This window comes from Halomonas sp. G11, assembly GCF_001663515.1.
In the GTDB taxonomy this organism is placed as follows: domain Bacteria; phylum Pseudomonadota; class Gammaproteobacteria; order Pseudomonadales; family Halomonadaceae; genus Vreelandella.
On the sequence record NZ_LYXG01000027.1, the window covers coordinates 1 to 13201 of the forward strand.

Annotated in this window: 11 protein-coding genes; 4 read left to right on the plus strand and 7 right to left on the minus strand. The window is 58.4% G+C overall.

All coding sequences use genetic code 11. From position 1 onward, the window contains the following. The 5 genes from vgrG to ADS46_RS12875 all read right to left on the minus strand — a co-directional run. Positions 1–488: type VI secretion system tip protein VgrG (gene vgrG / locus ADS46_RS12855; protein WP_156524515.1), on the minus strand; the 488-nt coding region annotated here is incomplete at its 3' end. Between the two features lie 383 nt (positions 489–871). Then, on the minus strand, positions 872–1096 hold the full coding sequence (locus ADS46_RS12860; RefSeq protein ID WP_066320747.1) for a hypothetical protein: 225 nt from the start codon (positions 1094–1096) through the stop codon (positions 872–874). A gap of 219 nt (positions 1097–1315) precedes the next feature. Beyond that, positions 1316–2581 carry a serine hydroxymethyltransferase gene (glyA, locus tag ADS46_RS12865; protein WP_066320749.1) on the minus strand — a complete coding sequence of 422 codons (1266 nt, stop codon included), beginning with the start codon at positions 2579–2581 and terminating at the stop codon, positions 1316–1318. Positions 2582–2768: 187 nt separating this feature from the next. Then, positions 2769–5336 carry an ABC transporter permease gene (locus ADS46_RS12870; protein ID WP_066320750.1) on the minus strand — a complete coding sequence of 856 codons (2568 nt, stop codon included), beginning with the start codon at positions 5334–5336 and terminating at the stop codon, positions 2769–2771. Then, positions 5333–6133 (minus strand): ABC transporter ATP-binding protein, encoded by an 801-nt coding sequence (locus tag ADS46_RS12875; RefSeq protein ID WP_066320751.1) that lies wholly within the window; start codon positions 6131–6133, stop codon positions 5333–5335. The genes ADS46_RS12870 and ADS46_RS12875 overlap by 4 nt, the downstream gene beginning before the upstream one ends. Between ADS46_RS12875 and ADS46_RS12880 the strand changes: the two genes are divergently transcribed. The 3 genes from ADS46_RS12880 to ADS46_RS12890 all read left to right on the plus strand — a co-directional run bounded on the left by ADS46_RS12880 (position 6132) and on the right by ADS46_RS12890 (position 9531). After that, entirely contained in the window at positions 6132–6818 is a 687-nt protein-coding gene (locus ADS46_RS12880) for an arylesterase (RefSeq protein WP_066320752.1), read from the plus strand. The genes ADS46_RS12875 and ADS46_RS12880 overlap by 2 nt on opposite strands. Before the next feature lie 128 nt (positions 6819–6946). Then, positions 6947–7618 (plus strand): transglutaminase-like cysteine peptidase, encoded by a 672-nt coding sequence (locus tag ADS46_RS12885; protein ID WP_066320753.1) that lies wholly within the window; start codon positions 6947–6949, stop codon positions 7616–7618. Positions 7619–7629: 11 nt separating this feature from the next. Further along, on the plus strand, positions 7630–9531 hold the full coding sequence (locus tag ADS46_RS12890) for an EAL domain-containing protein (protein ID WP_066320754.1): 1902 nt from the start codon (positions 7630–7632) through the stop codon (positions 9529–9531). A gap of 126 nt (positions 9532–9657) precedes the next feature. Here ADS46_RS12890 and ADS46_RS12895 read toward each other — a convergent pair whose 3' ends face one another. Both ADS46_RS12895 and ADS46_RS12900 read right to left on the minus strand, forming a co-directional pair. Next, positions 9658–9984, minus strand: a complete 327-nt coding sequence (locus tag ADS46_RS12895) for a tryptophan synthase subunit beta like protein (RefSeq protein WP_066320756.1) — start codon at positions 9982–9984, stop codon at positions 9658–9660. Between the two features lie 126 nt (positions 9985–10110). Then, positions 10111–12915 carry a type I secretion C-terminal target domain-containing protein gene (locus ADS46_RS12900; protein WP_234346829.1) on the minus strand — a complete coding sequence of 935 codons (2805 nt, stop codon included), beginning with the start codon at positions 12913–12915 and terminating at the stop codon, positions 10111–10113. Here ADS46_RS12900 and ADS46_RS19030 point away from each other — a divergent pair. Beyond that, positions 12883–13201, plus strand: a 319-nt coding sequence (locus tag ADS46_RS19030; RefSeq protein WP_234346830.1) for a hypothetical protein, incomplete at its 3' end; no start/stop codon positions are given. The genes ADS46_RS12900 and ADS46_RS19030 overlap by 33 nt on opposite strands.

The following is a 13201-nucleotide window of genomic DNA, read 5'->3' on the forward strand; positions in this document are numbered from 1 at the left end:
TCTTCCGCAGCCAGGCGCTCGATAAAGGCAAGGTCGGTCTCGCGGTACTGCACGCAGTATTCGCGCTCGGCAAGCTCGCGGGTGACCGCAAAGGCTACGTCATGGATACCGCGTTCGTCGCACAGGGTATTGATGATAGTGAGCGGGTCCACTTTCTGGAAGATGCGCGAGTTCTGGCGCAGTGAAAGCCGCCAAAGTGCGGGGCGCAGTACCAGGGAGTAGAAGGTACGTCGGTGGCCGCGGTCACCCCGGCCAAACTCGCTGACAATACCGTGCACCCGGCGCAGCGGTTTGTCGTCCTGCCAGATGGTCAGGGTGGCTTCACGATCCAGAAGGTCGGCAGCCTCCAGGCTGCCGTCGCGGCTAGCCAGGTTGAGCGCCAGCTCGAAAGGCTGGGAGAGCGCTTCGCGGTGAGTGAAGTCGATCACCGCGACATCATCCACCCCCGGTAGCCTTAGGGTGAACTGCAGGCCTGTCTCCGCCCCCATCCTTTCCGACATCATGCCGCTCCCTGGATCGTTATCTGCTAATGAAAAACGCTCAGGGTAGCGAGACTTGGGGGCGGGACAACCCCTTTACGGCACGAAGAGCTAATGTCTTACACAACTTTAAGAAATATCTTACAAAATTGCGGGCTAGCTGATGAATAGTCAAAAACGCAAGTGGAAGTCACCAGCGCGCATTTTCAGAAGCAGTGAGGGGGTTGTGGGCGCGTTATTCGTTGGGCGATCAGGAGGTTCCGGAGGCGTCCAGAGTGATCGCTGGTAGATGGTCTGATCGGCCGACAGAGTCTGAGACGGCATATTGGTTTGCAGGTAATTTCAGCTTTCGGTTAAGCGCGTAGATAATGGCATTTGTATCGAGCAGGTATTTACCACTCATCCCGTAATGCCCTCTGCATTTCAACGGCATCTTGTTCTTTGAATGCGGTTATTTCAGTATCGCTAAAATCTAATACTGATGCTGGCCCCTCCGCCGTATCCATGTCTTTTATCATCACAACAATATGCGCGTGATGGTTTTGGATCTCGTTATATTCAGGCGGTATGGTCACCACACCGTTTTTTATGTCCGCATCGAATTCAATCGCATACATGGCATTTCTCCCAGCGATTTACCTAAAGCAATTTTGTATTGGCTGCTGCACTAAGTCGATAATCCACTGGCGCGCCCCTCAACCTATTCCACCATGATAGTCACATAAATTTCTTAGCGCTCATATACCGGCATATGCCATAGATATGATTGTGGTTCCACGGGTTATCACCTGTAGACGACCTGATCGCCCGACAAGCGATCAGGCTTTTTCAATTGCTTATTTATAGACGGGGAACTTGTTGCATACCTCGGCGGCTTTATCCAGCACCTCGGCTTCGATGGCGGCGGTGTCGTCGCCGCTGGCGAGTACATCGAGGATGTCGCAGATCCAGCCGGCCAGGTCGCTGCACTCTTTTTCACCGAAGCCGCGGGTGGTCACGGCGGGGGTGCCGATGCGCAGGCCGGAGGTGACGAAGGGGCTTTGCGGGTCATTGGGCACGGCGTTCTTGTTGACGGTGATGTGCGCACGGCCGAGGGCGGCGTCGGCGTCTTTGCCGGTCACGCCCTGCTTGATCAGCGAGAGCAGGAACAGGTGGTCTTCGGTGCCGCCGGAGACGATGTCGTAGCCGCGTTCGATAAACACACCCGCCATTGCCTGGGCGTTCTTGACCACCTGCTGCTGGTAGGTCTTGAACTCGGGGGCCATGGCTTCCTTGAAGCAGATCGCCTTGGCGGCGATGACGTGCATCAAGGGGCCGCCCTGGCCGCCGGGGAAGACGGCGGATTGCAGCTTCTTCTCGATATCCGCGTTGTTTTCGGCGGAGAGAATCACGCCGCTACGCGGGCCGCGCAGGGTCTTGTGCGTGGTGGAGGTGACCACGTGGGCGTGGGGCAACGGGCTTGGGTAAACGCCAGCGGCGACCAGGCCGGAGACGTGGGCCATGTCCACCAGTAGGTAAGCGCCCACTTCGTCGGCGATCTCGCGGAACTTGGCCCAGTCGACAATTTGCGAGTAGGCGGAGAAACCGGCAATGATCATTTTGGGCTTGTGTTCCCGAGCAAGCTCGGCGACCTGGTCGTAGTCGATCAACCCTTGCTCGTTGAGGCCGTACTGGATGGCATTGTAGTGCTTGCCGGAAAAGTTTGGCTTGGCGCCGTGGGTCAGGTGGCCACCGGCGTCCAGGCTCATGCCCAGAATGGTATCATTGGGCTTGACTAGCGCCTGGAAGACGGCACTGTTGGCCTGGGAGCCAGAGTGCGGCTGCACGTTGACGTAGGTCGCGCCGAACAGCTCCTTGGCGTAATCAATGGCGAGGTTTTCGGCGATGTCGACGAATTCGCAGCCGCCGTAGTAGCGCTTGCCGGGGTAACCTTCGGCGTATTTGTTGGTCAGCTGGCTGCCCTGGGCTTCCAGTACGCGGGGGCTGGCGTAGTTTTCGGAAGCGATTAGCTCGATGTGGGCTTCCTGGCGGGCCACTTCTTTCTGCATGGCGTCAAAAAGCACATCATCGAATCCGGCAATTGTCATATCGCGGCTGAACATCGGCGGGAAACCTCGTACGAAGGGTCGTCATGAAAGAGTAGGCGCCCATGATACCTCAGCCGAGCGCGACTTTCATCGCATCCGCGTCAGGATGCAGATGAATCGCGCTCATGTGCGGGTACTGCTTAATATTGCTCGTAGACGGCCTGATCGCCCGACAAAGTCGGGCTTCTGCAGGGGCTGGGTGCTACGCCTCTCCCAACAACCCTAAACTTGCCGCAGGTGCTTGTTTGCGCAGGCTGCGGGAGAGGCTGTGGCCGATCACGCCGATAAGCAGCGCGCCGCCGATGGGCATTACGAGCCATAGCCCGGGGTGCGGCCGGGGTGGCAAGTCCAGCAGGTAGAGATACAGCACGGCGGTGGCCAGTTCGGCCAGGGCCGCGCCGAGCAGCCCGCTGGCAAACCCGAGTAGCGCGAACTCGGCGCCCTGCACCCGCGAGATCATCGTCTCCCCTGCCCCGAACACGCGCAGTAGGCCGCTTTCGTGGGCGCGCACCGGTCGGCTGGCGGTGAGCGCAGCGTAGAGCACGCTGACCCCGGCCAGCAGCACTAGGATAAGCACCAGTTCCACCGCGCGGGTGACCTGGGTGAGCACATCGCGCACCTGCCCCAGAATGGCCTCGACGTTGAGCAGCGAGACGCCGGGGAAGTCACGGACCAGTTGATTGATCAGGTTTTGCTCTTCTTCCGGCAGGTAAAACGCCGTGATATAGCTGTGGCCGAACGATTCCAGCACATCCGGCGGGAAGATCACGAAGAAGTTGGGCCGGAAGCTATCCCAGTTGAGGCTGCGCAGGCTGGTGATCTCGGTGGTAATTTCATCGCTGCCCACGGCGAAGGTGAGCTGGTCGCCAAGCGTCAGCCCGAGGCGTTCGGCCAGGCCGTCCTCCACGGAAATGGGCACCGGCGAGGCTTGGGCGGTGGCGTCTACCTCGCTCATCCAACCTTGCTGTTCGTCAGCGCCCTCATTATCTGCAAACCATTCCCCGGCGACGATCTCGTTACCTTCCGGCACCTCGGCCTGCCAGGTGAGGTTGAGCTCGCGGCGTAGGGAGTTGTCGCCGCGGGCATCCGGGCGCACGGCTTCACGCGGGTCCTGGTCGTTGATCGAGATCACCCGGCCGCGGACCATGGGGTAGAGTTCGCTTTGCGCTTCGGCCCGCGGGCTGACCACCTCTTCGAAGTCGTCACGCTCGCTGGGCTGGATGTTGATCGCGAAGTAGTTGGGCGTGTCGTCGGGCAGTTGGTTCTGCCAGGTATTGAGCAGGTCGCCGCGTACCAGGACGATCATCGCCATGGCGAAGAAGGTCACCGAGAACGCCATCAGTTGGCCGAGCCCGGCCTGCCGACGACGCGCTAACTGACGCCCACCTAGGCGCAGCGCCTGGGTCCAGGGGCCTTTGCCCGAAAGCGCCTGCACGCCGCGCAATACGCCATTCAGCAGCAGCATGCTGATGCCCCACAACACGCCGAGCAGGGCCGCGCCGCCGACCAGCAGGGCCATTGCCAGCGGCAGACTGCCGGAATACAGCCATAACAGGCCGCCAAACACCAGGCTGGCCACGCTGACCACCAGCCATGCGGCGGGTGGCAGCGGGTCCAGCTCGCGACGCAGCACCTTGAGGGCGCTGACGCGCTTGATGCGCAGTAGCGTGGGCCCGGCAAAGCCGATCAGTACCGCAAAAGCCGTCAGCACCCCCAGGCCGAGGGGCATGATACCTGGGGGCGGTAGCGTCATGGGCAGGAAACTGGACAGCAGCCATAGCAACAGCGCCTGCCCGGCCAGCCCCAATACGGCACCCAGCAGCGAGGCGACCAGGGCCAGGCCCAGCAGTTGAATCGAGAAGATGACGACCAACTGGTGCTGACTGGCCCCGAAACAGCGCAGCAACGCGGCGGTGTCCAGATGACGTTCCACATAACGGCGGGTGGACATGGCCACCGCCACGCCTGCCAATAGCACAGCGGCAAGCCCGGCCAAGCCGAGGTAGCTTTCGGCGCGTTCCAGGGCATTGCCTAACTGGGGCTGGTCGACGCGCACGTCGCTGACTTCAACGCCATCCCGGCGTAGTTCGTCGAGCAGCCCCTGCACGGCATCCAGCGCCTGGGGTGGCCCGGCGGCGAGGATTTCAAACTCGACCCGGGAGCCTTCCTGGACCAGACCGGTGGCCTCCAGGTCGGCGGTGTTGAGCATCAGCCGGGGGTTGAAGCTGCCGAAGCCGCCGGACTGGTCGGCTTCGCGTTCGATAATCCCGCTGATGGTCAGCTCAGTCTGCCCGACCTGAACGCTGTCACCAATCTCGATGTCAATCAGTTGGGCGAGGCGTGGGTCGGCCCAGGCTTCACCGGCTGCCGGGCCGGAGGCAACCTGCTCGGTGCCATTGCCCAGATCCACCCGCGAGCTGCCGTAATGCGGGTAGATATCGTCCACGGCCTTGAGGCTGGCGGGCTGGAAGCGGTCGTCGCGGCTGATCATCGAGACGAGGTCGACCTGGTCGCTCAGGGCAAAGCCCGCGTCTTCCAGTTGGGCGCGCAGCTCTTCGCTGAACGGGTCGCGCTGTTCCAGCACTACATCACCACCCAGCATCTGGCTGGCCTGGCGCTCCAGGCCGCGGTCCAGGCGGTCGAGGAAAAACGCGATCATGGTGGAGGCGGCCACGGCCAGCATGAGCGCCACGAACAATGCGCGCACATCGGCGGCACGCAGGTCGCGCTTCAGGCTACGCAGGGCCAGCCGAGCGTTAAGGTTGCTCATGTCTTGGCCTCACGGTTTTTAGAGGCATCGTTTTCAGAGATATGGCTTTCAAGCGTATCGCTGGCGAGGGTGTGGGGATCGAAGGCGTCAAGGTGGCCGTCGATCAGCCGCAGGCAGCGGTCGCAACGGCGAGCCAGGGCGTGGTCGTGGGTGACCAGGATCAGCGTGGTGCCCGCCTGATGGTTGAGTTCGAAGAGCAGGTCGATGATTTGCGCGCCGGTGTCCGGGTCCAGGTTGCCGGTGGGTTCGTCGGCGAAGACCAGTTCCGGGTCGCTGACAAATGCCCGGGCGATGGCCACGCGCTGCTGCTCGCCACCGGAGAGCTGTTTGGGCAGGTGGCCCTGGCGCTCGCCCAGACCCACGCGGGTCAGCCACTGGGCTGCGGTGTCGGTTTCTCCGGCGCGGGGCGAGAGTTCCAGCGGCAGCAGCACGTTTTCCAGCGCGCTTAGCGTGGGCAGCAGTTGAAAATTCTGGAACACAAAGCCGACGCGACCCGCGCGCAGCGAGGCGCGGCCGTCTTCATCCAGGCGGCTTAGGGGATGGCCGAACAGGTGGAGTTCGCCATCGGTGGGAGTATCCAGCCCTGCCAGCAGGCCCAGCAAGGTGGATTTGCCCGCCCCGCTCTTGCCCAGAATGGCCACGCTTTCTCCAGCTGCTACGCTCAACGAAAGGTCGTGTAAGATGGTCAGCGTGCGTTCGCCACTGGTGACACTTTTGGTCAAGCGTTCGGCATGAAGCACGCGTTGGCCAGCCGCCTTGGCGGTGGGCTCAGGGGAATCAGCAGAGGAGTAGGACATGAAGCGTGGCATCCTTGTAGCTTGGCAAAAAGTAGCATGGCGAGAACATTACCGCATACTAACCCTGTGGCTGGGGGTGCTGATAGCCACCCTGGTCGCCTCGCCAGTCAACGCTGAGTCGGCCGACTCGGACGCAGACTCCGCCCCCACCCTGTTGGTCATGGGCGACAGCCTGAGCGCGGCGTATAACATTGAGCGCGATGAAAGCTGGGTGGCCTTGCTTGAAGAACGGCTGCCGGAAGCGGCAACCTTGGTCAACGCAAGCATCAGCGGTGAAACCACGTCGGGTGGTGTGCAGCGTTTCGATGACTTGTTAGGACAGCACGAGCCGGATATTGTTCTGCTGGAGCTGGGCGGCAACGATGGGCTGCGCGGCCTTCCCCCGCAACAGATGCAGGAAAACCTGGCAACGATGATCGAGGCCAGCCAGGCCGCCGATGCCGAGGTATTGCTGCTGGGCATCGATATTCCGCCCAACTACGGCGCTGCCTACCGTGAGGCGTTTACCACCGTTTATCATAACCTCGCCGATGCCTACGACGTTACGCTGGTGCCGTTTTTGCTGGAAGGCGTGGTCACCGACGATGCCTTGATGCAGGACGACGGCATTCACCCCACCGCCGAGGCCCAGCCGATTATTCTGGAAACCGTGTGGGATGCATTAAACGAAATGATTGGGCGATAAAGTCACGCTGCCTTTTGTCGATATAAATTGTGCAGTTCTAACACCGCACCATGAGGATAACCCCATTAGCTTGAACATCTTCAAAACAGATTTCTATCTCGCTCCGCCATGGATGGTCAGGTAACGTGATGGTATCGCGGCGGCAAGTGCTCTCGGGGCTGGGCGCGGGGTTGTTGTGCCTGATGATTGGCGCGCCGTCCACGGCTTCGGCGTTCAATCCGGAGCGGATCCGCCAGAAGATGCAGCAGGCGCATGGGGCTTCGGGTGTGGCGCTGATCGATGAGTGGCTGGCCATGATAGAGCGGCTACGTAACGCACGGCTTGGCGACCAGATGCGTGAAGTGAATGACTTCTTCAACCGCAAGGTGCGCTGGCGGGATGACATTTCCATCTGGGGCCAGGAAGATTACTGGGCGACGCCGCTGGAAATGCTGGGCAAGCGCGAAGGTGACTGCGAGGATTACTCGATTGCCAAGTACATCACGCTCAAGGAACTGGGGGTGCCGGGCAACAAGCTGCGCATGATTTATGTTCGAGCGCAGATTGGCCGTTCCCAGCAAAGCCAGGCGCACATGGTGCTTGGGTACTATCAAACACCGGCGTCCGAGCCGTTGGTACTGGATAATATCATCCCTTCCATTCGACCGGCCTCGGAACGCGACGACCTGACCCCTGTATTCAGTTTCAACAGCAGCGGCTTGTGGGCCGGGGGCTCCGAGGAGTCCCGAGCCGACCCACTCGCGCGGCTTTCGCGCTGGCAAAGCGTGGTTAACCGCATGCGCGATCAAGGATTTATTTAAGAGGATAGGATATGTCTCTCATCAAGCAGCTTTGGCTGACGGTCATCCTGATACTGCTGCTGGCATTCGTGGGCAGTCTGGCGGTGAGCGTGACATCCACGCGGGATTACGTTGAGCAGGAAGTGCAGATCAAGAATGCCGATAACGCCAATGCGCTGGCACTTTCCATGACCCAGATGGAAAAGGACGACGTCAGCATCGAGCTGCTGCTATCCGCGCAGTTTGACACCGGACATTACCGTTTGATCGAACTGCGCTCGCCGCAAGGTGACATCATGCAGCGCCGTGAAGCCGAGCCGCTGGACGACGGCGTGCCTGGTTGGTTTGTTGACCTGGTCCGCCTGGATGTTTCCCCTGGCCAGGCTGTGGTGCAGGACGGCTGGAGCCAGTACGGTACCCTGACCCTTGCAAGCCAGCATGACGCCGCCTACCGCTCGCTATGGCAAAGCACGCTGAAAATGGCGGCCTGGTTTGCCCTGGTGGGTGTTATCAGCTTGTTGCTGGCGTGGTGGATTGTACGCACCATCCGTCGGCCGCTGCTGGAGGTGGTCAGCCAGGCGCGCAGCATCAGTGCACGCCGCTTTACCACTTCTTCAGAGCCGCGCACGCTGGAGCTTCGTGAAGTGGTGCAGGCGATGAACACCCTCTCCGGGGCGGTGCATACCATGCTCAGCGAAGAAACCGGCAAGCTCGACCAGTTGCGCCGCCGCTTGCAGGAAGATGCCACCACCGGTGCCTCCAACCGCACGACCCTGCTGGAGCACCTGCAGAACAACCTGGACAGCGATTCCCAGCGTGCCAGCGGTGTATTGATCATGGTGCGCTTGGATGACCTGCCCGAGGTCAACGAACGACTGGGCCGCCAGGCGACTGACGAGGCATTGCGGTCGCTGGTCAACCACCTGGCGCAGTTGGCCAATGAGTTGGGCGGCGGTGAAGTGGGCCGCTTGAACGGCAGTGACTTCCTGGTGGTGGTCCATGGTGCTCAGGATATCGAGCATGTCAGCGAGAGCCTCAAGCATCAGCTGACGCTGTTACGCGATGCCGTGGGCGAACCGCTGCGGTTACCCGCCGCGCTGACGGAATACACGCACGGCGATACCCCTTCCCAACGACTCGCAGCGCTTGACGGCGCACTGGCCGATGCTGAGGGCCGTGGTGATATGGCATTGGTGGCCGTCTCGGGCGAGGCGCGCTTGCCGCTCTACACGACCCATGAGGCGTGGCGCTCGGCGCTGATCCAGTCAATGGACGCTGGTGTTGCGCTGGCTCGCTTCCCGGTGGTCAATGCTCGTCAGGAAGTGGTGCATTATGAAGCACCCTCGCGCCTTGAGTTAGCAGGCGAGTGGCGGAGTGCGGGCTTGTTCATGCCCTGGGTGGCCCGCCTGCAGCTGGAAGATAAATTGGACCTGGCTGTTGCCGAGCGTGCCCTGGCGATTATCGAGACCGACCAGCTACCGCTGGGTATCAACCTCTCCGGCCGCGCGGTCAGCGACATGGGGTTTATCAAGGCGCTGCGCCAACGGCTTGAGCACGCCCCCGAGGCGGCCCGCAAGCTGTGGATCGAGCTACCCGAAAGCACCGCGTTGCATGACCTGGCAAGCTTCCGGTTATTGTGCCGTGAGTTGCAGCACACCGGCGTGCGGATAGGCCTTGAGCACGTGGGCAGCGAGTTTACCCGCCTTGCCGACCTTCACGACCTGGGGCTTGCGTTCCTCAAGTTCGATGCCAGCCTAGTACACGGCATTGACCAGGCCTATGACCAGCAGACCATCCTGCGCGGCATGGCCACCCTGGCCCACTCGCTGGGTATTCTGGCTATTGCCGAAGGCGTTAAACGCCCCGAAGAAGCCGAAACCCTGTTTGACCTGGGGCTTGATGCGGTGACCGGGCCTGGTGTGAAAGCGCCGTAAGCTGGAAGCTGGAAGCTGGAAGAGGTAAGAAGGAAGAGGGAAGAAGTAAGAAGTAAGAAGTAAGAGAGAGGATTAACGGTAGATCAGCGGCGAGGGTGCGCCGCTGATTAATATCGTGAGCGATGGTTAGATGACGTCGCTATCGTCGTCGCTGATCAGCCCCACGTCGTTGACGCGTTTGCGCAGCGACTGCCTGTCCAGGAGCTTGTCCTGGGCTTTTTCCGGCAGGTCGGTAAAGCGGATAACCCCCTTATCCATCAACAGGGTGATCACGTCTTCCAGTACCCGCACAAACTCCATATCCGACTGCCTGAGCAGTGCAGCCTCATGGGTTTCGGCGTTAATAAAACGCTGTAGCTCCGCCGATTCCGGCGAGACGTACTCCTTGCATTTCTCGCTTACGCTGCGGCTGACCTCGCTGATCTCGCCCTGGCTGTCGCGGTTGACGTACATTTATAGACTCCTTGTTTTTCGCTGCCCGCCAGCATAAACAATCCGCGCAGGCAATGCAGTCACAATAAAAAGCCCCGCCGAGCAGCACACTCGGCGGGGCAGTATCAGCGGCTCAGCGCATTCAGGTTATTGGTCAATCTTGAGTTGACCATCTTCAACCAGCTTAGCGATCAAGTCCTCTGAAACCCCGCTATTAACGCCAAAGTCGTTAAAGGATTTCCCTTCAAGGGTAATCTTCTGATCGGCGCCACTTGTGCTGCCGTTCAGATTACCTTCAGAGCTGATACTAAGCACTACATTGTCGCCATCCTCCTCGGCAAAGATGTACTCGTTGATGTTGCCGCTATCCTCACCCTGCAGAAGATCGGAGAGGTCGAGCTTGTCAGCATTGTCGTCCGTACCAAACTCTCCTTCAGTGAAGTCCATTACCCGGTCATTGGCTGGCTGGTCTTCATCACCCTGATCGCCGAGATTCCATTCGAAGGTATCAGCGCCTACGCCGCCATAAAGAATATCGTCACCGGCTCCGCCAACCAGGGTATCGTCGCCACCTTGGTCTTGAGGCAACACTAGCGACTCGTGGTTATTCTTCAGGTAATCCAGCACCTGATCATCCGTCGGCGCCTGACCATTCTGTTCTTCAAGATGATCCAGGATACCCTGATACCCCTCACCCTGATGATCGGGATGCTCTATGGTATCGCCGAAGAGGATGTCATCGCCATCGCCACCCAGAAGCTCATCATCGCCGACTTCAGCAGGGGAAAGCGTAGTGTCGCCACCAATTAGCGCAGCACTTAACTCTTCGCCATTCTGGATAATCAACGGCTCACCAGACGGTGCATGAGTATGAAGCTTTATATCGTCTACCCAAACTTCATCGGAGGCGCCCCCACCGTTTTCAACTTCAAAAATAAGCCGATAGAGCCCTGACTCAGTTGCGATGGATGTAGACACACTCCCCCAGTTATCCTCACCTGGTAGGCCGCTTTCAACAGTTTCCCAGCCTCCTGAGGCTAAAACCTGCAATGACCACTTAAAGTAATCATTAGTTCCGTAGGCATCTGTTCCATACTCAAAAGAAACTGATTGACCTGAATTCATGGAAAAGCCAGAGCTAGTTGCCTTGCTAGACTGCCCATCAACCCCATAGTCGTGCAACCATAGGTATCCATTCCCGTTTGTGACACCTCCTGCATCACCTTCAAACACCCACTGATCGTCAGAGTCTAATGGATCGTTGCTTCCCCAGAAGTTCGCCAACGTTTCGCTACTAACTATCTGCGAGCCAAAGCTACTCTGATCGGTGTTATCAAAATATTTCAGTGTATCAATAGACACACCGTTACCAATACCAATGGCATGAACATCGGCCAGTTCTGACAGAGTTGGGAAGGCATCCAAAGACTCTTCAAAATCATTTGGCTCTCCATCCGTCAAGAAATATGCCAAGTTAAGATAACCATTACTAGCCTGTGGTTCATCATTGAACCAGCTCACCGATTCATCGAAACCTTCATCGTAGTCAGTGCCACCGTCTGCCCACAACTCATCTATTGCTTTTTCAATATCAGGAACATCACCCGAACCAACATTAGAAACATCAATTTTCGTACTGGCTTGCGTCCAGAACTCAACCAACTGAAGATTTATATTCCCATCATGAGACGACAGCTGCTGAACCAAGTTTTTCAAAGCAGAAATCGTGATTTCCATGCGGGTCAGCTCATTACCTTGATCATCATAAACCCCGCTACCATCATCCATGCTACCTGACGAATCGATAATCAAGGAAACATTATAGTTTTTACCTGGAGTGAAGTTTGTCTTACTGCCTCCCGTATCACCGATCAATACATCATTACCACCTGCTGTGTCTAAACCAGTGCTGTTGGAGTTGTCGTCGACAAGCAGCTCATCAGGAACCGGCGGTTCGGGATCAGAGATATCTGATTCATTCTCAATGGCAAAATTCAGCTCCGCATCATCTAAATCGCCATCTTGATCTTTCATCGTATAGGTAAAGTTATCTTCGACCGGATCTTGGTAGGCAGAGTAACTCAACCCGTTTACGACATATCCCTGATTGGAGGTTGATCCTGTATCAAGCCCAAAGCTTAGATAGCTGAATGGCTCATCGGTATCAATATCTATAGTGAACGGTTTACCATTATCTGTTTCACCGTTAAACGTGCCTGAACCGACCAGATTTCCTTCGCTATCAAATGCTTGCCATTGACCCGTTTCAGTTTGGCTCGCATTGAACTGACTGATACTGACGACTGCGCCAGAAGCGGGTCCGTTAAGGGCCATCACGAGATTTTCGCCGTCGTCGATCACACCAGACTGTGAAATATCAACGCCAAACCCTTTCTTGGAGCCGTTGTTAAACTTAACGTCATCCTCAGCTCCAGCGTTCAACTGAGAAATATCAAGTTTTCCTCCATCCAGCGGTGTTCCCTCGAAGCCATAAATACCTGACAAGGCGCCTTGCCAGTCTTCCAATGAATTATTTGGCACCACTACTGTGGAATCTATCGCGTTAGCCGAATACTGGTAATCACCGTCCTGGTAAAGTTTCAGCGTGCCATTATCAGTTTCCAGCTCGATGTAATCGCCATTCCCATCATTTTTGACATCATCGGGATTATCGAAAGAGACGGAACCGGCCGACGCATGAGAAACACCAGTCACCGAAGTTGGCTGTTCGACTGCCGTATCATTATCCAACACATTGCCGCTAACAGACTCACCCGCTACAACATCCGCTGAGTCATCAGAGGCATCAGGTAGTGCATCCGTCACTTTGACGCCAACCGAACCTGTGGCGCTGTCGCCGTCGGCTTCGCTGGCAACGACGTTCAGGCCGTTGATGGTCAGTTCGTCAACGCTGGTGTCGTGGGGCAGCGCGCTGAGCAGCTCAGCGGTCACCGTGACGCTGCCGCTGGTCTGGGCGTTGATCGTGCCGGTGTTGGACAGGCTCAGCTGCAGCACGGGGGTGCCGTTCAGGCTGCCTACCAGGTTGCCGCCGGTGTCGGTGGTCCAGGTCAGGTCGCCGTCCAGGCCGTTGACCGTGAGGCCGTCGGTGTCGCCAAAGGCGAACGTGGTGAGGTCGTCGCTACCGGCGGTGAAGGCCAGGTCACCGGACGTAGTGTCGGTGTCAGTGCCTTCGGTGTCGGCATCGGTCAGCGTGAGGCTGAGGGTCGCGCCTTCGCCG

Coding starts and splice junctions, on each gene's coding strand:
- ADS46_RS12860 (WP_066320747.1), bottom strand. CDS start 1,096: ATGTATGCGATTGAATTCGATGCGGACATAAAAAACGGTGTGGTGACC.
- glyA (WP_066320749.1), bottom strand. CDS start 2,581: ATGTTCAGCCGCGATATGACAATTGCCGGATTCGATGATGTGCTTTTT.
- ADS46_RS12870 (WP_066320750.1), bottom strand. CDS start 5,336: ATGAGCAACCTTAACGCTCGGCTGGCCCTGCGTAGCCTGAAGCGCGAC.
- ADS46_RS12880 (WP_066320752.1), top strand. CDS start 6,132: ATGAAGCGTGGCATCCTTGTAGCTTGGCAAAAAGTAGCATGGCGAGAA.
- ADS46_RS12875 (WP_066320751.1), bottom strand. CDS start 6,133: ATGTCCTACTCCTCTGCTGATTCCCCTGAGCCCACCGCCAAGGCGGCT.
- ADS46_RS12885 (WP_066320753.1), top strand. CDS start 6,947: ATGGTATCGCGGCGGCAAGTGCTCTCGGGGCTGGGCGCGGGGTTGTTG.
- ADS46_RS12890 (WP_066320754.1), top strand. CDS start 7,630: ATGTCTCTCATCAAGCAGCTTTGGCTGACGGTCATCCTGATACTGCTG.
- ADS46_RS12895 (WP_066320756.1), bottom strand. CDS start 9,984: ATGTACGTCAACCGCGACAGCCAGGGCGAGATCAGCGAGGTCAGCCGC.